19 protein-coding genes are annotated in these 19,144 nt (G+C 58.4%); 12 read left to right on the top strand and 7 right to left on the bottom strand.

Annotated features, from left to right (window positions below; genetic code table 11):
• Positions 1–99: 99 nt before the first annotated feature.
• Positions 100–2,145 carry a pyrroloquinoline quinone-dependent dehydrogenase gene (locus tag DU506_RS09030; protein WP_220254333.1) on the bottom strand — a complete coding sequence of 682 codons (2,046 nt, stop codon included), beginning with the start codon at positions 2,143–2,145 and terminating at the stop codon, positions 100–102.
• 10 nt (positions 2,146–2,155) lie between these two features.
• Positions 2,156–2,521 carry a hypothetical protein gene (locus DU506_RS09025; RefSeq protein WP_114486604.1) on the bottom strand — a complete coding sequence of 122 codons (366 nt, stop codon included), beginning with the start codon at positions 2,519–2,521 and terminating at the stop codon, positions 2,156–2,158.
• Positions 2,522–2,812: 291 nt separating this feature from the next.
• Between DU506_RS09025 and DU506_RS09020 the strand changes: the two genes are divergently transcribed.
• Both DU506_RS09020 and DU506_RS09015 read left to right on the top strand, forming a co-directional pair.
• Positions 2,813–3,052: a type II toxin-antitoxin system Phd/YefM family antitoxin gene (locus DU506_RS09020; RefSeq protein WP_114486603.1), complete on the top strand. Its 240-nt coding sequence runs from the start codon at positions 2,813–2,815 to the stop codon at positions 3,050–3,052.
• Positions 3,042–3,440 (top strand): type II toxin-antitoxin system VapC family toxin, encoded by a 399-nt coding sequence (locus DU506_RS09015; protein ID WP_235825488.1) that lies wholly within the window; start codon positions 3,042–3,044, stop codon positions 3,438–3,440. Before DU506_RS09020 ends, DU506_RS09015 begins: the two co-directional genes overlap by 11 nt.
• A gap of 107 nt (positions 3,441–3,547) precedes the next feature.
• Here DU506_RS09015 and epmB read toward each other — a convergent pair whose 3' ends face one another.
• Positions 3,548–4,588, bottom strand: a complete 1,041-nt coding sequence (gene epmB / locus DU506_RS09010) for an EF-P beta-lysylation protein EpmB (protein WP_114486601.1) — start codon at positions 4,586–4,588, stop codon at positions 3,548–3,550.
• A gap of 60 nt (positions 4,589–4,648) precedes the next feature.
• On the opposite strand from epmB, the gene efp reads away from it, so the two are divergent.
• Positions 4,649–5,215, top strand: coding sequence for an elongation factor P (gene efp, locus DU506_RS09005; protein ID WP_114486600.1), 567 nt, complete (start codon positions 4,649–4,651; stop codon positions 5,213–5,215).
• Positions 5,212–6,186 carry an EF-P lysine aminoacylase EpmA gene (gene epmA / locus DU506_RS09000; protein ID WP_114486599.1) on the top strand — a complete coding sequence of 325 codons (975 nt, stop codon included), beginning with the start codon at positions 5,212–5,214 and terminating at the stop codon, positions 6,184–6,186. The genes efp and epmA overlap by 4 nt, the downstream gene beginning before the upstream one ends.
• Here the strand turns inward: epmA and asd are convergent.
• From asd to rsgA, 3 genes are read right to left on the bottom strand one after another with little or no spacing between them, the layout of a single operon-like run.
• Positions 6,183–7,016, bottom strand: a complete 834-nt coding sequence (asd, locus tag DU506_RS08995; protein WP_114486612.1) for an archaetidylserine decarboxylase — start codon at positions 7,014–7,016, stop codon at positions 6,183–6,185. The two genes, epmA and asd, sit on opposite strands and share 4 nt — an antisense overlap.
• A gap of 10 nt (positions 7,017–7,026) precedes the next feature.
• Positions 7,027–7,857 (bottom strand): sulfurtransferase, encoded by an 831-nt coding sequence (locus DU506_RS08990; RefSeq protein ID WP_114486598.1) that lies wholly within the window; start codon positions 7,855–7,857, stop codon positions 7,027–7,029.
• A gap of 23 nt (positions 7,858–7,880) precedes the next feature.
• A complete protein-coding gene (rsgA, locus tag DU506_RS08985; RefSeq protein ID WP_114486597.1) occupies positions 7,881–8,915 on the bottom strand; it encodes a small ribosomal subunit biogenesis GTPase RsgA in 1,035 nt (344 codons plus the stop codon).
• Positions 8,916–9,101: 186 nt separating this feature from the next.
• On the opposite strand from rsgA, the gene orn reads away from it, so the two are divergent.
• Complete coding sequence (orn, locus tag DU506_RS08980; RefSeq protein WP_114486596.1) at positions 9,102–9,683, top strand: oligoribonuclease; 582 nt, start codon at positions 9,102–9,104, stop codon at positions 9,681–9,683.
• Between the two features lie 2 nt (positions 9,684–9,685).
• Here the strand turns inward: orn and queG are convergent, their stop codons facing one another.
• The gene (gene queG, locus DU506_RS08975) at positions 9,686–10,786 is read right to left on the bottom strand and encodes a tRNA epoxyqueuosine(34) reductase QueG (RefSeq protein WP_114486595.1); all 1,101 of its coding nucleotides are present in this window, start codon (positions 10,784–10,786) and stop codon (positions 9,686–9,688) included.
• 76 nt (positions 10,787–10,862) lie between these two features.
• Between queG and DU506_RS08970 the strand changes: the two genes are divergently transcribed.
• The 7 genes from DU506_RS08970 to hflX all read left to right on the top strand — a co-directional run bounded on the left by DU506_RS08970 (position 10,863) and on the right by hflX (position 19,119).
• Positions 10,863–12,377, top strand: a complete 1,515-nt coding sequence (locus tag DU506_RS08970) for an NAD(P)H-hydrate dehydratase (protein ID WP_181870724.1) — start codon at positions 10,863–10,865, stop codon at positions 12,375–12,377.
• A gap of 11 nt (positions 12,378–12,388) precedes the next feature.
• A complete protein-coding gene (tsaE, locus tag DU506_RS08965) occupies positions 12,389–12,880 on the top strand; it encodes a tRNA (adenosine(37)-N6)-threonylcarbamoyltransferase complex ATPase subunit type 1 TsaE (protein WP_114486593.1) in 492 nt (163 codons plus the stop codon).
• Between the two features lie 35 nt (positions 12,881–12,915).
• Positions 12,916–14,364: an N-acetylmuramoyl-L-alanine amidase gene (locus DU506_RS08960; RefSeq protein ID WP_114486611.1), complete on the top strand. Its 1,449-nt coding sequence runs from the start codon at positions 12,916–12,918 to the stop codon at positions 14,362–14,364.
• Positions 14,365–16,335, top strand: a complete 1,971-nt coding sequence (gene mutL / locus DU506_RS08955) for a DNA mismatch repair endonuclease MutL (RefSeq protein WP_114486592.1) — start codon at positions 14,365–14,367, stop codon at positions 16,333–16,335.
• Positions 16,336–16,456: 121 nt separating this feature from the next.
• A complete protein-coding gene (miaA, locus tag DU506_RS08950) occupies positions 16,457–17,395 on the top strand; it encodes a tRNA (adenosine(37)-N6)-dimethylallyltransferase MiaA (protein ID WP_114486591.1) in 939 nt (312 codons plus the stop codon).
• A 121-nt stretch (positions 17,396–17,516) separates the two neighbouring features.
• On the top strand, positions 17,517–17,768 hold the full coding sequence (hfq, locus tag DU506_RS08945) for an RNA chaperone Hfq (protein WP_114486590.1): 252 nt from the start codon (positions 17,517–17,519) through the stop codon (positions 17,766–17,768).
• 40 nt (positions 17,769–17,808) lie between these two features.
• Complete coding sequence (gene hflX, locus DU506_RS08940) at positions 17,809–19,119, top strand: ribosome rescue GTPase HflX (protein ID WP_114486589.1); 1,311 nt, start codon at positions 17,809–17,811, stop codon at positions 19,117–19,119.
• Positions 19,120–19,144: the final 25 nt, after the last annotated feature.

Genomic DNA, 19,144 nt, shown 5'->3' with positions numbered 1-19,144 from the left:
GCTTTCGTGGTGTAAGTTTCTATATGAAACGGTTTGCTAACACTTGACCAACCGCCTTGGTACGGGACCCGTATGCCAGGTGGTGTGGGCGGACGGGGACTAGCTCCCCTCCGACCCGATATCCGGTAAGGCGTAGACCGCGATCTGATCGCCGACTTGATCTTTCAAAATAGTATTGCCGCCCGCCACAAAGGCGACGTATTGTCGACCGTTATACTCATAGACGGCGGGGTTTGATACCGAAGGTGCTTCGACTTGATCCGACCAAAGCTGCTCACCGGTTTCAAGGGAGTAAGCGCGCACTTTGGCATCCATCGATGCACCGATGAATATAATGCCACCAGCCGTCACCGCCGGGCCACCGATGGTAGGTGAACCCCAGCTTTCAGGCATGAAGAAGCCATGTTGCTGCGATGCCCCGACCGGGCGACGCCATTTAATATCACCGGTAGTCATGTCGAGGGCGACGAGCTCACCAAAGGGCGGTTCCCAACAGGGCATGCCGAGCCAGTTCTGCGCGATCTCAAGGCGGATTCCGTAGGGGGCGCCTTCCTGAGGCGCAAAGCCGCTTTCGTTGCCCGAACCGCTATCCGCCTTTTCATAAGCCTCGCGATCATACAACTTCAAGGTTTGTACAATGTGCGATGTATTGACGATTGCGGTTTGGCTTTCGGGGCCAAATGCCACACCGCCCCACTGTGGACCACCGGCAGTAATGGGGTAGCCCATCGTGCCTTCGCCACGGGTCGTGGGTGGGGTATATAGGCCTTCGTACCAGAGCTCCTCCCAGAGCCTCGAACACTGGCCGAAGCTCAAGGCGTCGGCTAACGCCCAGACCTTGGGTTTTTCGGACTGATCAAGCAGCGGTACCGGTTTAGTGGGGAAGGGTTGGGTCGGGGCGTAAACTTCGCCCTCGACGGTGCCATCTCCGCCGGGAACCGGGCGCTCCTCAATCGGCCAGACGTCTTCACCGGTTTCGCGATTCACGACGAATAGAAAGCCCGTCTTGGTTGCTTGGAGCAGCGCGGGTATCTCCTCGCCGCCCACAGTGATATCCATCAGGGTTGGGGCGGCAACGGTATCGTAGTCCCAGATATCGTGATGAACCCACTGACGTGACCAGACAACGTCGCCGGTCTCGATATCCAGGGCAGTCGTCGAGGTTGCCAAAGGCACTTCTTCGGTGCGATTGCCACCCCAGAAATTCGGTGAGGGAGAGGAAACCGGCAGATAAACCAAGCCCCGCTCTTCATCGGCGGACATATGCGTCCAAACGTTAGCGGTACCGCTTTGCTCGCGCATCTGTTCAGACAGCGCCTGGAAAGTCCATTCGAGCTCGCCGGTACGCGCATTGATTGCGAATACGGTGCCGGGCGGGGCCTGTGCATAAGCCCAATCCATCCCCGCCCAGCCAAGAATCAAGCGGTCTCCGACCACCGTTGGTGGTTGCAGCAGCGACAGCGGCCAGTGGTCGTGGGTGTCGTTCCACTGATTGACGTTGAGCACGCCGTTATTGGCAAAGCCTTCGCACCGCTCCCCGCTATCGGCATCGACCGCGAACAGTTGCGCATCCATGGTGCCCATGTAAATGATTTTCTGACAGAGCTCGCCAGCCATCGGATCCTCCGCCTGCCAGTAGGCGACACCACGATTCTTTAATGCGGGCTGCGTCAAAGGTTCCAGCGACGACTGGGTGTCGAAACTCCACTTCTCTTCGCCGCTGGCAGGGTCGAGGGCGAGTATTCGATAAAAAGGCGTCCCCAAATAGAGGGTGTCGTTGGCAAAAACCGGGGTTGCGGACCAGACGGTGGCGGGTAACTCGCCCGAACCATCAGAAATATCACCGGTATGGACTTCCCAGACCTTTTCCAGCTCGCCGACGTTGTCGGCATTGATCTGATCGAGCGGGCTATATTTTTGAGCGTTGAGCTGGCCGTGAAAACTATCCCAGGTCGGCTCCGTGGGCACCAGCGGGATCGGTGTGGCGGTGGTCTCGTCTTCCAGCGCCGTACGCTCTTGCCCAGCAAGCTGATCCTGTGCCAATAGTGACGAGGGCGACAGGATAAACGCCAGGGTAGCGACTGTGCTAAGCCTGGGTATGGCAGATTTAAGAAGACAGGGTGAAATGGGCATCAATGTCGGCATGAACAAATCCTCAAGAATCCGTGGGCCGGGTTTGGCGTGAAGTGTGGGTCATATCGAGGATTAGGCCGGTCAGGCCAACCACCATCGCAACACTTATCCACCATTGATGCAGAAGCAGTCCGACAAAAAACGTACCGATTAGGCCTACAAGAATCACCACACGCAGTGAGATGGCCGCGACGCGACTTTTTGGTACAGCCAGAAGGAACGCCATGATCGCGAGCGCGACACAGGCAAAAATAGCGACAAGTGCGCCGAGCGATCCAGTAACACCAGTTAGTGGTATAAGGTAGGCATAAAGGGCGATGGCGATGCCCGCAAGTGAGGCTGCCAAAAGCACGATGGCACTCAGTTTGGATGAGTGTGAATGCGACATGATTTCCTTGTCTCCTGGAAGTCGGGAGGTGCGACACTGCTCTTAAAATTACGTCAAAATAGTTAACTCTATAACATTAGCAGAGAATGAAAACTTATCGACCCAAGTGCCGCGATTCAATTAAATGTGGTAGCACGCAGTACTGTTTTTCAGGGAATAGTTTTTCAGTGAATGGCAGGCATTGAAAAAGCGCTCATATCAACTAAACTAAGTTTATAAAGCTAAGTTTATAAAGCTAAGTTTATAAAGCTAAGTTTATAAAGCTAAATTTTGGTTTGATGGGGTTTTGTTATGGAATCTATCAATATCCATGAAGCAAAAACTCGCTTGTCGCAGCTAGTAGCGCGGGCTGCCAAGGGAGAGGGGTTTATCATTGCCAAAGCAGGTAAGCCAATGGCCCGCGTGACGGCGATTGACAGCCCGCAGCTAGGTCAGCAAAAGCGCCTGGGTTTCCTGGCAGGACAGTTTCAAGTACCCGATGATTTTGATCGTATGGGGCAGGAGGAAATAGCTGAGATGTTTGGATGCTGATGTGAATCTGCTTCTGGACACGCATGTTTTGCTTTGGGCGGCGGCAGAGTCGGAGAAGCTTTCTGCTGATGCACTATCGCTGATCAACGACGATAACAACAGACTCTATTTTAGCGCCGCCAGCATCTGGGAAGTGGTGATTAAGAACAGCCTGCAACGCCCTGATTTTCACGTTGACCCGCACTTGTTGCGTCGCGGGCTGTTGGATAACGGTTATTTAGAACTTCCTATCAGCTCATTGCATACACTCAACGTTGCTCATTTGCCCAGCATTCACAAAGATCCCTTTGATAGAATTTTAGTTTCTCAGGCAGAAGCTGAGGGATTTTTGCTGCTTACTGCGGATGAGCGGGTGGCTCAGTACGCTGGCCCAATTAGAAAAATATAAGCATTGCTTTCTACTCATGCAAAGTAGTTTAAATGTTACCAGCCTTTTGTGCTAAATAGGCCCATGTGCCACATGGGCCTTCTAGGATAGTTACAAGGGAGTGGTAGTTACAAGGGCGTTTTACTGGCTTTGCCCGGCACTTCGCGCACCAGGCGCGGCATCAGAAATCCGGGAAGTTTGGCCCTCAGGCTCGTGACCAGCTCGCGAGCCTCGTTATCCGGTACATCGAAATGGGCGGCGCCCGCCACCGGGTCGAGCACATGCAGATAATAGGGCAGCACACCGGCATCGAACAGGCGTTCGGAAAGGCTCGCCAGGGTATCGCTGTCATCGTTGACGCCGCGCAGCAGAACGCTCTGGTTGAGTAGCGTCACGCCTGCCTCCTTGAGTCGCTTGCAAGCCACGACCACTGCCGTATCGATTTCCTGGGCATGGTTGATATGCAGCACCATGACTTTCTGCAAACGGGTGCCGTTCAGCCAGCCGAGCAGGGCGTCGTCGATGCGCTCGGGAATCACCACCGGCAAGCGGGTGTGAATGCGCAGCCGTTTTATATGCGGGATGTTTTCAAGCTGCTCGACTAACCATCCGAGTTGACGGTCGTTGGCCGCCAGGGGGTCGCCGCCGGAAAGAATCGCTTCATTGATCGAGGTGTCATCGCGCAAGTAGTCCAGGGCTTGTTGCCACTCGGCACGGGAGGGCGAATTTTCCGCATAGGGAAAATGACGACGAAAACAGTAGCGGCAGTTGACTGCGCAAGCAGGACTGGCAATCAGTAGCACTCGCCCCGGGTATTTGTGAATCAGCCCGCTGGCCGGACGATGCTCGGCTTCGGCAAGAGGGTCGTTGATATAGCCGGGGGTGACAAGGCTTTCCTCGTTTAGTGGCAGTACCTGGCGCAGCAAGGGATCCAAAGGGTCACCTGGGCGCATGCGGGCAGCAAATGCTTCGGGGACACGAATCTCGAACAGGGCATGGCCTTGCACGGCGCCGGGCAGCCAGTTTGGTTCAAGCCCAAGGCGTCGGCACAGTTCGAGAGGGTCGCGAATGGCTCCCGCCAGCTGGCGCTGCCAACTGGCGGGAGGCGGTGCATCACTAGCGACTACCTGAGTCTTGGTCTGCACATTGGCGGGGCTTCGGGTTATCATGCGGCGCACCAGTCATTACGGGCGAAGCTTGAACTTCGCTGAATATTTATCGAGGGCAATATGGCGAACTATTCTACCAATGAATTCAAGGGCGGTTTGAAAGTCATGCTCGACGGCGATCCTTGTTCCATCGTCGAGAACGAGCTGGTCAAGCCGGGCAAGGGGCAGGCGTTCAACCGCGTCAAGCTGCGCAACCTGATGACCGGCCGTGTGGGTGAGCGTACCTTCAAATCCGGTGATTCGCTGGAAGGCGCCGATGTCATGGATCTGGAGATGGAATATCTCTACACCGACGGTGACATGTGGCACTTCATGAAAACCGACGGCTCCTTCGAGCAGTACGCTGTGGAAAAGAAAGCCTTGGGCGATACCGCCAAATGGCTCAAGGAACAGGTGCCCTATACCATCACGCTGTGGAACGACAAGGCGATTTCTGTCACCCCGCCCAACTTCATCGAGCTGGAAGTGGTCGAAACCGACCCCGGTTTGAAAGGCGATACCGCCCAGGGCGGTTCCAAGCCGGCCACGCTTTCCTCGGGCGCGGTAGTGCGAGTGCCGCTGTTCATCAACCAAGGTGAAGTGTTGAAAATAGACACCCGTAGCGGCGATTACGTTTCCCGCGCCTGATGCTTGATTGGCAACCCACTGCCACGCTTGAAACGCTGCGCGCCCGCGCTCGCCTGTTGGCCGAGGTGCGGGCGTTTTTCGCTGAGCGGGATGTGTGGGAAGTGGAAACGCCGGTGCTGGGACATGGTGGCAGTACCGATGTGCAGCTGGCCTCGCTCAAGGTTGACGCTACCACCCCCGAAGGCCTTGAGCGCCTGTGGTTGCAGACCTCACCGGAATTTCACATGAAGCGGCTGTTGGCCGCCGGTAGCGGGGCGATTTTTCAGTTGGCGAAAAGCTTCCGCGATGGCGAAGTCGGGCGGCGCCACAATATCGAATTCACCATGCTGGAGTGGTACCGGCCAGGGTTTTCGCTGAACCAGCTGATCGAGGAAACCGCCGCCTTGATCATTCGGCTGTTGCCGCAATCGCCGGGCCCCGTGAGCCGCTATCGCTATCGCGACCTGTTTCGCGAATATCTGGCCGTCGACCCTTTCAGTACCGGTGCTGCGGTACTCGGGAAGTTGGCTTCTAAGCATGCCGGAACGGACATGAGCGAGGAAAGCCGCGATACCTGCCTGGATCTATTGATGAGCCTGGTCATCGAACCGCGGCTGGGCCAGGGCGAGCTCAGCGTCGTGGTGGATTATCCCGCCAGTCAGGCGGCACTGGCACGTCGCCACCAGGACCCTGAAGACGGCGTCTGGGTGGCGTCACGCTTCGAGCTGTATCTGAAAGGACTGGAGCTGGCCAACGGTTACGATGAGCTTACCGATGCCGAGGAACAACGCGCCCGCTTTGGCGAAGACAATCGCGAGCGCCGAACGCTCGGCTTGCCCGAGGTAGATGTCGATAGTCGTTTGTTGGCGGCGCTGGAGCACGGCCTGCCCGAAGGTGCCGGAGTGGCGCTGGGTATCGACCGTGTGATTCAGCTGGCGTTAGGCAAAACACACCTGAAAGACGTGCTCGCATTCTCAACGCCTAGCTGCTAGATATCAGCTAACGACTCTCCCATGCTGACCATCGTAGCAAGGGGTCGCTCTTCAAAACTAACCGGTTTGGCGAAGCACATTACCACGGTAGAGCCGAGCTTGAAGCGGCCCATCTCAGCGCCTTTTTCCAGCGTGATGGGTTGGCCAAACTGCATGCGCTGAGGGTGGCCTGCAAGCGGCGTTACCTGCCCTGACCACACGGTTTCAATGGCGGCGACGATCATTGCGCCGACCAATACCATCGCCATTGGGCCGTGCTCGGTATCAAAGATACACACTAGGCGCTCATTGCGGGCGAATAGGCCCGGCACGTAGCTGGCGGTGGCTTGGTTTACCGAGAAGAGCCGCCCCGGTACGTAGATCATCTCGCGCAGCGTGCCGGTCACTGGCATGTGCACCCGGTGATAGTCCCTTGGCGAGAGGTAGACGGTGGCAAAGCTGCCGCCTAAAAATTCCTCTGCCAGTGCCGTATCGCCGCCCAGCAGGGTTTGGGCGGAGTAGGTGTGGCCTTTGGCCTGTACCAGCTGTCCGGCCTGTAGGCGCCCATATTGGGAGAGCGTGCCATCGGCAGGGCTTAGAATGCCTTCGCCCAAGGGGCGCGCATCGGCTTTTAGCGCACGGGTGAAGAAGTCGTTAAATGACGCGTACGCGGTGGGGTTTGGCTCCAGCGCTTGGCTCATATCCACATTAAAGCGTTTGATAAACGCCTTGATCAGGGTGTCTTTTACCCATGGGTTATCGCACTGGGCGAACTTGCCGGTCAGGCGCGAGAGCGCGTGGTGGGGCAGTGGGTATTGGAGTAGAGAAAAGGCTTTTTGGGAAAGAGTCACAATAATATTTTCACTTCTCAATTGGCGTGTCATCGCGGTTGCCCCACTCGGCCCAGGAGCCGGCATAGCCGCGAATCTTGTCAAATCCCAGGGCGCGACCTACCAGCCAGGTGAAGCTGCTGCGGTGGTGACTCTGGCAGTGAGTGGCAATTTCCATATCGGGCGTCAGGCCCATGATTTCCAGTTCCGTGACCAGTTCCGCGTAGTCGCGAATGCGCAATGCGTGGTTGCGATCCATGGCGGCGACCCAGTCCATGTTCACCGCACCGGGAATGTGCCCCAGATGTTTGTTGTTGCCCCGTTCGCCGTCGTATTCGGCCGGTGAACGGGCATCCCATACCGCAAAATCCCTGTCATTGATTCGCGCCTTGATCTCGTCGCGGTCAATCGCCACCTGCGGATTGAGAATCTCGGCCTCATAGTCGCTCGGTGTGGGCGTGTTGGGCCGGGATTCCAGCGGCAGGCCGGCATCGCGCCAGGCATGAATGCCGCCGTTGAGATAGGAATAACGGCTGTGGCCGATCAATTCCAGCGTCCAGAGAAGCCGTGCCGCCCAGCCGCCGCCTTCGTCGTCATAGGCCACCACATGGGTGTCGCGAGTCAGCCCGAGACTGCTGAACAGACGTGACAAGGCGTCTTCGCTCGGCACCTCGTTGGGTACCGGGCCTTCACCGCGCATCAGCTGGCGAAAGTCCAGAAACACCGCACCGGGTACGTGGCCCTGGGCATAGCTGTCGGCATTCGAGGGCACATCGATGATCAACAGCGACGGCTCGTACAGGTGTTCCTGGAGCTGTTCGGGTTCAATGATCAGCGGCAAGACGTTGGTTTCGGAACTCATCTGGCGGTCTCCTGGAAAGCGGTTCAGAGTGGGCTGGGGCCTGCCTCTAGGCTATCGAGTATTCGGCGATAGCTGGCAAAGCGTTCAGGGTGAATCTTGCCCGCCTCAACGGCTTCGAGCAGTGCGCAGCCCGGCTCATGCCGATGGCGACAGTCGCGGAAACGACAGTAGCCCAGAAAAGGATGAAATTCGATGAAACCTTCGGTGACTGCCTGCTCGTCCAGGTGAATCAGGCCGAACTCACGAATTCCGGGCGAGTCGATCAAGTCGCCTTCTTCGACACCACCGCCGGTCAGCGGGTAGAGCCGGGCGGTGGTGGTGGTGTGCGTGCCTTTGCGTGAATCTTCGGAAAGTGCGCCGATGCGCAGTTGCTCATCGGGCAGCAGAAGATCGATCAACGAGGACTTGCCTACCCCGCTCTGGCCGACGAATACCGAGGTGCGTCCTGCAAGCAGCTGGCGCAATTCGTCCAGGCCGTTTTCCGTGGCGGTGGTGGTGCGCACCACTGGATAACCAATCTTGCGGTAGCGTTCAAGCAAGCGTCCCAGTTCACCACCATCCTCGGGCAGTAGATCGGTCTTGTTGAGTACCAGTACCGGAGGGATGCCGGTCGCTTCGGCGGCTACCAGGTACCGGTCGATCAAGTTGGCATGCGGCGCCGGTTCCACGGCAAAGACGATCAGCAGTTGATCGACATTGGCGGCCACCGGCTTGAGCTGGCCACGAGCGTCTGGGCGCTTCAAGGCGGTATCGCGCGGTAACTGCGCCACTACGACGCCGGAGCCGTCATTGGCGGCCCGCCAGATCACCTTGTCCCCGGTGACCAGACCGTCAAGGTTGGCGCGAAGCTGGCAGCGCACCGGGGTACCGTCGGTATCGTGAACTTCCAGAGTGCGGCCGAAATGGGCGACGACACGACCGATCTGCTCGGCGCCATATTCACCGGCGGTGAGCTTGTCGGTCTCTTTGGCGTCGAGCTTTTCCGCCCGCTTGGCGCGTTCGGCCTGGATCTTTTCGACACGCCAGCGTTGCTGACGGCTAAGTTTGCGTTTGCTCATGATTACCCGAAGGGTCGTTACAGTAGCGGCATTGTAACCACCAGGGTGGCGTCTGGACAGATGCTTGGCCAATGCATTTCACTGTTATAATGATGAGAATATTCAGGTTGACGAAAATCAGACCTGAAACGTCCTGTCAGACCATTTTTCACAAGCCATTTTTTCAAGAATCGGGAACATTGACTAATGACGGATAATCCCCAGCCGCGCAAGGATGTACTCATATGGATCGACCTGGAGATGACCGGTCTGGATCCCAACCGCGAGCGTATCATTGAAATAGCCACGCTGATCACCGACAACGATTTGAATGTCATCGCTGAAGGACCGGTGCTGGCGGTCAAGCAGCCGGATAGCCTGCTTGAAGGCATGGATGACTGGAATCAGAAAACCCACGGCGAGTCAGGGCTGGTGGAGCGAGTCAAGGAAAGCACGGTGGACACCGCCGAAGCCGAGCGCCGTACCCTGGCGTTTCTGAAAACCTATGCGGTGGCGGGAATCTCTCCCATGTGTGGAAACAGTGTCCACCAGGACCGGCGTTTCATGGAGCGGGAAATGTCCGAACTCCTGGAATTCTTCCATTACCGTAATCTGGATGTCTCGACGCTCAAGGAACTTGCCAAGCGCTGGAACCCCGGGGCCACCGCCGGGTTCAATAAGCGCAATGTGCATCTGGCTATGGAAGACATCAAGGAGTCAATCGAGGAATTGGCGCACTATCGCGATACCTTCTTGCGTGTGGATAGCGTGCGTGACGAAGAGGAATAAGCCTAGCGATGGGCGATCAGCGCCGGGCGTTTTGCGCCTTGTTCCGCCAGCGCCCAGGCAACGTGTTCACGCACCAGGGCACTCGGATAGCTGCGGCGGGCGACTAGTGCCGCTTCAATGGCCGTGCTCCAGGGGGCATTGCCCAGGCCGATAGCCACATTGCGCAGCCAGCGCTCGTAACCGATGCGACGAATGGCGCTGCCGGCGGTCTTGGCGAGAAACTCTTCTTCGCTCCAGGCGAACAGGCTCAGAAGTTCGGCGCGATCCAGGTCATGGCGGGGGGCGAAGTCGGCCTCCTGGCTGGCGCGGGTGAAGCGGGTGAAGGGACACACCAGCTGGCAATCGTCGCAGCCATAAATCCGGTTACCCATGGCGCGCCGGTAACGCTCGGGAATCGCACCGTGCAGCTCGATGGTGAGGTAAGAAATGCAGCGGCGCGAGTCGACAACTTTATCGTCGACGATGGCACCGGTAGGGCAAGCGGTACGGCAAGCGTTGCAGCTGCCGCAGTGGTCTTTTTCGAAGGGGGTGTCCACGGGCAGCGGCAGGTCGGTATACAATTCGCCAAGAAAAAACAGCGAGCCTGCCTGGGGGTTGAGCAACATGGCGTTCTTGCCGAACCAGCCAAGGCCGGCTTTCTGACCCAGGGCGCGCTCCATTACCGGTGCGGAGTCGACAAAGGCGCGGTAGCCGATGCGCCCGATCTCGGCTTCGATCTGCTGAGCCAGCCGCGCCAGGCGCTTGCGCATCAGTTTATGATAGTCACGCCCCAGGGCGTAACGTGAGACATAGGCACGCTGGGGCTGGCCCAATACCCGGGTGGTTTCCACCTCGGGGGGCAGATAATCCATACGCGCACTGATCACACGCCTTGTGCCGGGCTCGAGTTCATCGGGGCGGGTGCGCTTGGTGCCGTGCTTGGCCATGAAACTCATGTCGCCGTGATGGCCGGCGTCCAGCCAGTGTTGCAGGTGGGCTTCATGCGCATGCAAGTCGATATCGGTAATACCCACCTGCTGGAAACCCAGCTCGCGGCCCCAGGTCTTGATCATTGCCGCCAAGCGGTCGAGTTCGGCAGCGGATATACAGCCAGTGGAAGGCATGCTACATCACCTAGATGAAATCAGCCGCGCTATGCTAATGCATTGGGCGCCAAGAAAACACGGATGAGGAGATATCGTGACTAGCTTAAGCACTTCAATGCTTCGCCCACTCTATCGAGCGGCCCAGGTCGGTGAACTCGACCGACGCACGATTGCCGGCGGTATAGAGGGATTCGCACTGATGCAGCGTGCCGCCTCCAGTGCCTGGCACAGCTTTCGTGGGCGTTGGCCTCAGGTGCGTGCCATCAGTGTATTATGCGGGGGAGGCAACAACGGTGGCGACGGCCATGTGCTGGCGGCATTGGCGGCACAGGCGGGCTTGAAAGTGCAAAGAATCGTACTCAAGGAAATCAGCGAGTTACAAGGTGACGCAGCCCGTGCGGCGCAACTGGCTACTTCGGCGGGCGTGGGCTGTGTGGCCTGGCATCCTGAGATTGAACTGACCGGCGAAGTGGTGGTGGACGCCTTGTTGGGCACCGGGCTCGACGGTGAGGTCCAGGGTGATTTTCGGCGTGCCATCGAGGCGATCAATCAAAGTGGCTTGCCGGTACTGGCCATCGATATTCCCTCAGGGTTGGCCGCGGATACCGGCGCGGTACTCGGCGTGGCGGTACAGGCCAGCCGCACAGTGACGTTCATTGGCGACAAGCTGGGGCTACATACCGGAGCGGCGCCGGGCTATACCGGTGAGGTAGATTTTCGTCCGCTGGGTGTCAAGGCCTTGGCGTTTTTCGATATTCCGCCGGCCGCCTGGTTGTTGGATGAAGCCATTCTTGCCGAAAGTTTCTGTCCTCGGCAGCGTACCGCGCACAAGGGCGACATGGGCCATGTGCTGGTGATGGGTGGCGGACCGGGCTTGGGAGGTGCCGGAATACTCGCTTCCCAGACCGCCGCGCGTTTGGGCGCGGGCAAGATAAGCCTGGCAACGGCGCCGGAACATGTAGTGGCGAGCCTGGTACGTTGTCCGGAAGTCATGGCGCATGGAGTGCGCGGCGTGGCGGATCTGGGCGAATTGCCCGCTCAGGCGGATGTTCGAGTGGTCGGCCCCGGCCTGGGCAAAGGTGCCTGGGGGCAGGCCATGTTACAGAGCGCTTTGCAGAAAGATAGCGACTCACCGCGCAGTGTGCCCTTGGTCATCGATGCCGATGGGCTCAATCTGTTGGCGACTCACTGGCCGGAACTGCGCCGCGATGACTGGATATTGACCCCGCACCCGGGGGAGGCAGCTCGGCTGTTGGGTATTTCCGCAGGCGAGGTGCAGGCTGACCGGCCGGCGGCGGTGTTGACTTTGCAGCGTAAGCGCGGCGGCGTGGTGATTCTCAAGGGGGCGGGAAGTCTGGTGGCCGGGCCTAGCGGCCTGGTGGTTTGCCCCTACGGGAACCCGGGTATGGCCAGTGGCGGCATGGGCGATGCGCTGAGCGGCATACTCGGCGCTCTACTCGCCCAACAATTGGGTCTTGAACGAAGTGCCTGGCTAGGTACTCTGATTCATGCACTGGCCGCTGATCGTGCCGCTGCCCAGAAGGGCGAGCGTGGTTTGCTGGCCGGTGATCTGGCATCCTATGCGCGAGAATTGGTCAACCCGGGTTGAAGGCGGTCACCATGCAGGTGCAATTGAATGACGAAGACGCTCAAGTGGCGTTTGGCGAAGCGTTGGGAAAGGCGTTACAAGGCCGGGGGCTCGTTTACCTGGAAGGCGACCTGGGCGCGGGCAAAACGACGCTGGCGCGCGGCATCCTGCGTGCCTATGGCCATTTGGGGGCGGTGAAAAGCCCTACCTATACCTTGGTGGAGCCCTACGAAATCGATGGGCGCCAGCTGTATCATCTGGATCTGTATCGCCTGGGCGACCCTGAAGAGCTCGAGTTTATCGGCGGGCGCGACCTTCTTGATTCAGATAGCTTATGCATTATCGAGTGGCCGAGCCGAGGCGAAGGATGGTTGCCGCCAGCGGATGTACAGGTATCGTTGAGAGTGCTGGACGGCGGTCGTCATATCACCCTGCAAGGCGTAAGCGCTTGGGGAAAAGACGTCCTGATGCACCTTGAACAACCGATCTCCCAATCCCAGCAAAAGAGCGATAAAGACCAATGACGGTGAAGTTCAACGCTTTTGCTCGCCGTGGTGCGATGGGATGTCTTGTCTCCTTGACCTGGGCAATGCTGGCCATGATCCCGCAAGCCAGAGCGGCGGATGTGGAGAGCATGCGCCTGTGGGCTGCGCCGGATCATGCGCGCCTGGTGTTCGATCTTTCCAAGGCGGCCACGGCGAATGTGTTCACCCTGGACAATCCGGCGCGTCTGGTGATTGATCTGGACGATAGCCGCATGGCAGCTGATGCGAGTACCTTGCCGTTGGAAGGTAGTGCGATTTCCGCCGTTCGCACTGGCGTGCGTAATGGTGATGGGCTACGCGTGGTGCTGGAACTGAGCCGTGATATCGAACCTCGTCATTTTACCCTGGCGCCCAATGAGCAGTACGGGCACCGCCTGGTAGTGGACCTGGAATACCCCGGTGAAAGTGCGGTGGAAAACCCCATCGACCCCATCGAAGCGATGATTCGTGACCAGGAAACTCAGGCACAGCGCGCCCTTGCCAGCGCTCGGGTAAGTGGTGATGAAGCTGCTTCCGAAGCGATACAACGCCCAGCCTCGCCAGAAGTTCAACCGGCGCGCTCGCACCCCAAACGCGATATCATCATCGCCATCGATGCCGGGCATGGCGGCGAAGATCCCGGCGCTATCGGGCCGAGTGGCACCCGTGAAAAAGATGTGGTGCTGGAGATAAGTCGCGAGCTGGCCAATACCGTCAATGCTGCCGATGGCTTTCGCGGGGTACTGATTCGCGATGGCGATTATTATCTCGGGTTGCGCCAGCGCACAGAGCTTGCCCGCGAACAGAAAGCTGACTTCTTCATTTCCATCCATGCCGATGCTTTCACCAGCCCGAGGCCTCAGGGCAGTTCGGTATATGCGCTTTCCCAGCGAGGAGCGACGTCCGAAGCCGCCCAGTGGCTGGCGGATAGCGAAAACCGTTCCGACTTGATCGGCGGGGTGGATGGCAACCTTTCCTTGCGGGATAAAGATCAGGTGTTGCGCGGTGTATTGCTGGATTTGACCATGACGGCCACGCTCAACGACTCCCTGTCGATTGGCGGCCAGGTGCTGGATCAACTCGGTCGAGTCAACCGCTTGCACAAGTCACGAGTCGAACAGGCTGGTTTCATGGTGTTGAAATCCCCGGATATTCCATCGCTGTTGATCGAAGTCGGGTTTATTTCCAACCCTGATGAAGAGCGGCGCTTGCGCGATAAATCGCATCAGAAAAACCTGGCGCTTTCCATGTTCAGCGGCTTGCGTGAGCATTTTCAGCGCAACCCGCCGCCGGCGAGTTTGCTGGCCTGGCAGCGCGACCGTAACCGTAGCCCGAGTGGCGATGAGTACCGCATCCAGACCGGCGATACATTGTCGGCGATTGCGGTGCGTCACGGTGTCCCTGTCAACCGCCTGAAACAAGCCAATGAGCTCAATGGCGACGTGATACGCGTCGGCCAGGTACTGCAAATTCCGAGTTCCTGAATGTCGTTATCGAGAACCCCTTTCGAGGTGCCTGTGTCCATCGTTTCCACGTCGCGTATCCATGTGCTCGACCCTCGCCTGGCCAACCAGATCGCCGCGGGCGAAGTAGTCGAGCGCCCGGCATCGGTCACCAAGGAGTTGATCGAAAACGCCATCGATGCCGGTAGCCGCCGTATCGAAGTGGATATCGATACGGGCGGGGCGCGTTTGATTCGGGTTCGCGACGATGGCCGCGGGATTGCCGAAGACGACCTGCCCCTGGCCCTGGCTCGCCATGCCACCAGCAAGATAAGTAGCCTGGAAGACCTGGAAGGGGTGCACTCCCTGGGCTTTCGCGGTGAGGCACTGGCCTCGATCAGTTCGGTGTCGCGTCTCGAGCTGGTTTCCAATGCCCATGATGATCCCACTCAAGGGTGGCGTGTGGTTGCCGAAGGGCGAGCCATGGAGTCCCGGGTGTCGCCGGCGCCGCACCCGCGCGGAACCACCGTGAGCGTACGGGATCTGTTTTTCAATACGCCGGCCCGGCGCAAGTTCATGCGCACGGAGAAGACCGAATTCGGGCATGTCGAAGAGGCCTTTCGGCGCCAGGCTCTGTCGCGTTATGACATCGCATGGGTATTGCGACACAACCAGAAGGTGGTGCATCAATTACCTCCGGGCGACACGGCGGCGGCACGTGAACGTCGCATAGCGGCACTGCTGGGCAAGAATTTCATCGAGCACGCGCGCTATATCGAGCGTGAAGTTGGCGCATTGCGCTTGAGCGGCTGGGTGGGCTTGCCGACCCATTCCCGAGCACAGGCCGACCAGCAATATTTTTTCGTCAATGGCCGGGTGGTTCGGGACCGCCTGGTGGCGCATGCCGTGCGTCAGGCATATCGCGATGTGATGTTTCACGGGCGCCAACCGGTCTTCGTGCTCTATCTGGACCTTGATCCGGATGTGGTGGATGTCAACGTGCATCCTACCAAGCATGAAGTGCGTTTTCGCGATGGGCGCATGGTGCATGACTTTCTATTTTCGAGCCTGCATCACTCCCTTGCTCAGTCGCAGTCGCAGTCGCAGGAACAGCCCGGTTCGACCAGCACTGAAGAGCAAACCGGCGCCCCCGTGCTTGAAGCCGGGGGCGAGGCGGCGACTGCTAGTGCCGGTGGTGCGCCGGACTGGCGGCAGCAGGGCATGGCATTGCCTCAGGATGTTCAGCGAGAGGGACGTCATCCGGGCGCCGAGCGTGTCCGGCGCTTTATGCAAGGCTACAGCGCCTTGCACCCTGAGCACGAAGAGACGTTACTCACACCTCAGTCGGCTGCGCCGGTTGCAGCGGATCATCATCAGGTACGTGAAGCGCCGTCATCCCCGGGGATGGCAGAGACCGAGGCCGGCGGTTCGCCACCGCTGGGGTTTGCCCTGGGGCAGTTGCATGGCATTTATATCCTGGCCCAGAACGCCCAAGGCCTGGTGCTGGTGGATATGCATGCGGCACACGAGCGGATCGTTTACGAACGGATGAAAAATCAGGTTCAGATGCAGAACCTGGATGCCCAGCCGCTGCTGGTGCCGGTATCGATGGCGGCCAGTCGTACTCAGGTGGCGACGGCGGAAAACGAGCGTGAAGCAATCTCTCGTCTGGGTGTGGAGCTCGATGTGGCCGGGCCGGAAACCTTGTTGATACGTCAAATGCCGGCGCTGCTGGCGGGAGCCGACCCGGAGCCTCTGGTACGTGACATGCTCGTTGACCTTGAACGTTACGGGCGCTCCAATCAGGTGCAAACGCATATCAATGAACTCTTGTCGACCATGGCGTGCCATGGCAGCGTACGGGCTAATCGGCGCCTGACCCTGGATGAAATGAATGGGCTATTGCGTGATATGGAGCGTACCGAGCGTAGCGATCAATGCAATCACGGTCGCCCCACCTGGACACAAATGAACCTCAAGGCACTGGATCGCCTGTTTCTGCGTGGCCAATGAAGCTTTGGATGGACAGTCGTGTGTCTTTTACAAATGTCATCGGCCCGTGTTTTTATTTCCGAGCGCTTTATTTTCGGAAGTACATTTTTGAAAGTTTCATTTTTAAAAAAGAGGAGCCGGCATGGCCGATACCCGACCCTGGGCCGTTTTTTTGATGGGCCCAACCGCCGCTGGTAAAACCGATGCGGCCATTGCGCTTCACGAGCGCCTGGGGGCGGAGCTGATCAGCGTTGATTCGGCCATGGTTTATCGTGGCATGGATATCGGCAGCGCCAAGCCTTCCGCCGAGGAGTTGGCGCGAGCGCCGCATCGGTTGATTGATATTCGTGACCCCGCGGAGCCGTATTCCGCCGCCGATTTTCGCGAGGATGCATTGCACGAAATGCGTCAAATCAGCGCAGTGGGAAAGCTGCCGCTACTTGTCGGCGGCACCATGCTTTACTTCAAGCAGCTGGTCGAGGGCGTGGCGAACCTTCCGTCCGCCGACCCTGCCACACGGGCGCGTCTGGAAGCTCAGGTCGCCTCGCAGGGGTTGGCGGGTCTGCATGCCGAGCTGTCGCGGGTCGATCCGCTATCGGCGCGGCGTATTCATCCCAACGATCCTCAGCGGTTGATGCGCGCTCTGGAGGTCTATCATCTCAGCGGCACGCCGATGAGTGAGTTATGGGCGCAGCAACAGCCGGAAACCTTTCCTTGGCGTGTGTTGTCCATAGGACTCGCGCCCAGTGACCGCAGCGTGCTGCACCGGCGTATCGAGGCGCGTTTCACTAGCATGTTGGCCCAAGGCTTGATCGATGAAGTGGCTGGTTTGAGACAGCGTGCGGATCTGCACCTGGAGTTGCCAGCGATGAAAAGTGTCGGCTATCGTCAAGTGTGGGAGTATCTGGACGGTGGCTTGGATAAGACCGCCTTGGTCGAGCGTGGTGTCATTGCCACCCGGCAACTGGCCAAGCGCCAATTGACCTGGCTGCGTAGTTGGCCACAATTGCACTGGATTGATGCACAGCGCCCCGATGCACTGGATGATGTGCTGAAAATCGTGCGTGAATGCGGGGCTTAGCGTAAGATGGTGGATTCGAGCGGCCGACTACCAGGCCTTTCGGGTAACCAGATTCCGGCGTAGCACCAGCTGGGCACGCCACCCCCATAAACAACCCCAACGACAGTTTAGGGAGAGCAAAATGTCCAAAGGGCAGTCCCTCCAAGACCCGTACTTGAACATTCTGCGCAAGGAGCGCATTCCGGTGTCTATTTTCTTGGTCAACGGTATCAAGCTGCAGGGGCAGATCGAATCATTCGATCAGTTCGTCATCCTGTTGCGCAATACCGTCAGCCAGATGGTCTATAAACATGCAATTTCCACCGTGGTGCCCTCGCGCAATGTACGCTTGCCGGTACAAGATCCAGCCGCTCCAGCGGATGAAGAGGTGTAACACTGCCACCATGGATGTATCACAGCCCGTGAGGTATTGATTGTTTTTTGAACGCCCCGACGCCGGTGAAACGGCGGTACTTGTTCATGTGGACTTCCATGATGAGCAAGCACGTGAAGATCCTGGCGAATTTCTCGAGCTGGTCCGTTCAGCAGGAGCTGAACCCGCCACCTTGCTGACCGCCAGCCGTCAGCGTCCCGACTCACGCACTTTCGTGGGTTCGGGAAAACTGGAGGAATTGCGTGAAACGCTAGCCGCTCATCAAGCGGAGCTGGTGATTTTCAACCACAGCTTGAAGCCTTCTCAAGAACGTAACCTTGAGCGCGAGCTGAAGTGTCGTGTGTTGGATCGCACCGGCCTGATTCTGGATATTTTCGCCCAGCGGGCGAGAACCCATGAGGGCAAGCTGCAGGTCGAACTTGCTCAACTGGAATATCTTTCCACACGCCTGATCCGTGGCTGGACCCACCTGGAACGCCAAAAGGGCGGTATTGGCCTGCGCGGGCCGGGTGAAACTCAGTTGGAAACCGACCGACGCTTGCTGCGCGAACGCATCAAGGCGATTCACAAGCGGCTCAGCAAGGTACGCAGCCAACGTGACCAGAATCGTCGCGCCCGTTCGCGTGCCGAAGTGCCCAGTGTGTCACTGGTGGGCTACACCAACGCCGGAAAATCCACGCTATTCAATGCGTTGACACAATCCGACGTGTACGCTGCCGATCAGTTGTTCGCCACCCTCGATCCCACTCTGAGGCGTCTTGATATCGAAGATGTGGGTACCGTGGTTCTGGCGGATACGGTGGGTTTTATCCGCCATTTGCCGCACAAACTGGTGGAAGCCTTTCAGGCGACCTTGCAAGAGGCGACCGAAGCGACCTTGTTGGTCCACGTGATCGATGCGGCAGACCCTGATCGTGACCTCAACGTCGAACAGGTAAATCTGGTATTGAATGAAATCGGTGCACGGGATGTGCCGATGCTCAAGGTCATGAACAAGATTGATGCTCTCGGTAGCGCGCCGCGTATCGAGCGCGATGGCGAAGGCATGCCGGAAGTCGTCTGGCTCTCGGCGCGTGAAGGGCAGGGGCTCGAGCTATTGCACCAGGCGTTATCGGAACGTTTGGCCAATGACGTGCTTGAATTTCCTGTAGTGCTCGGCCCGGAGCAGGGCAAGCTGCGAGCTGGCTTGCATGAACTGGGCGCGGTCCGGGAAGAGTATTTTGACGAACAAGGCCAGTCGGTACTTGAGGTACGTTTGCCGCGGCGCGATTTCAACCAGCTGATGGCTCAGTTGGGGGAGCGTGCCGATACCTATTTACCCAAAGCGTTGCGCGAGCCGACTGAGTGGTAGTGTGGCAACACATGAGATTCAAACA

Origin of the sequence: Vreelandella rituensis (assembly GCF_003336665.1) — a bacterium.
In the GTDB taxonomy this organism is placed as follows: Bacteria; Pseudomonadota; Gammaproteobacteria; order Pseudomonadales; family Halomonadaceae; genus Vreelandella; species Vreelandella rituensis.
This window is presented reverse-complemented; position numbering and strand designations above follow the sequence as displayed.

Bases quoted from the DNA above. Each gene is read 5' to 3' on its own strand.
- DU506_RS09030 (WP_220254333.1), bottom strand. From the start codon at position 2,145: ATGCCGACATTGATGCCCATTTCACCCTGTCTTCTTAAATCTGCCATA.
- DU506_RS09025 (WP_114486604.1), bottom strand. From the start codon at position 2,521: ATGTCGCATTCACACTCATCCAAACTGAGTGCCATCGTGCTTTTGGCA.
- DU506_RS09020 (WP_114486603.1), top strand. From the start codon at position 2,813: ATGGAATCTATCAATATCCATGAAGCAAAAACTCGCTTGTCGCAGCTA.
- epmB (WP_114486601.1), bottom strand. From the start codon at position 4,588: ATGATAACCCGAAGCCCCGCCAATGTGCAGACCAAGACTCAGGTAGTC.
- efp (WP_114486600.1), top strand. From the start codon at position 4,649: ATGGCGAACTATTCTACCAATGAATTCAAGGGCGGTTTGAAAGTCATG.
- DU506_RS08990 (WP_114486598.1), bottom strand. From the start codon at position 7,857: ATGAGTTCCGAAACCAACGTCTTGCCGCTGATCATTGAACCCGAACAG.
- rsgA (WP_114486597.1), bottom strand. From the start codon at position 8,915: ATGAGCAAACGCAAACTTAGCCGTCAGCAACGCTGGCGTGTCGAAAAG.
- orn (WP_114486596.1), top strand. From the start codon at position 9,102: ATGACGGATAATCCCCAGCCGCGCAAGGATGTACTCATATGGATCGAC.
- queG (WP_114486595.1), bottom strand. From the start codon at position 10,786: ATGCCTTCCACTGGCTGTATATCCGCTGCCGAACTCGACCGCTTGGCG.
- tsaE (WP_114486593.1), top strand. From the start codon at position 12,389: ATGCAGGTGCAATTGAATGACGAAGACGCTCAAGTGGCGTTTGGCGAA.
- DU506_RS08960 (WP_114486611.1), top strand. From the start codon at position 12,916: ATGGGATGTCTTGTCTCCTTGACCTGGGCAATGCTGGCCATGATCCCG.
- mutL (WP_114486592.1), top strand. From the start codon at position 14,365: ATGTCGTTATCGAGAACCCCTTTCGAGGTGCCTGTGTCCATCGTTTCC.
- miaA (WP_114486591.1), top strand. From the start codon at position 16,457: ATGGCCGATACCCGACCCTGGGCCGTTTTTTTGATGGGCCCAACCGCC.
- hfq (WP_114486590.1), top strand. From the start codon at position 17,517: ATGTCCAAAGGGCAGTCCCTCCAAGACCCGTACTTGAACATTCTGCGC.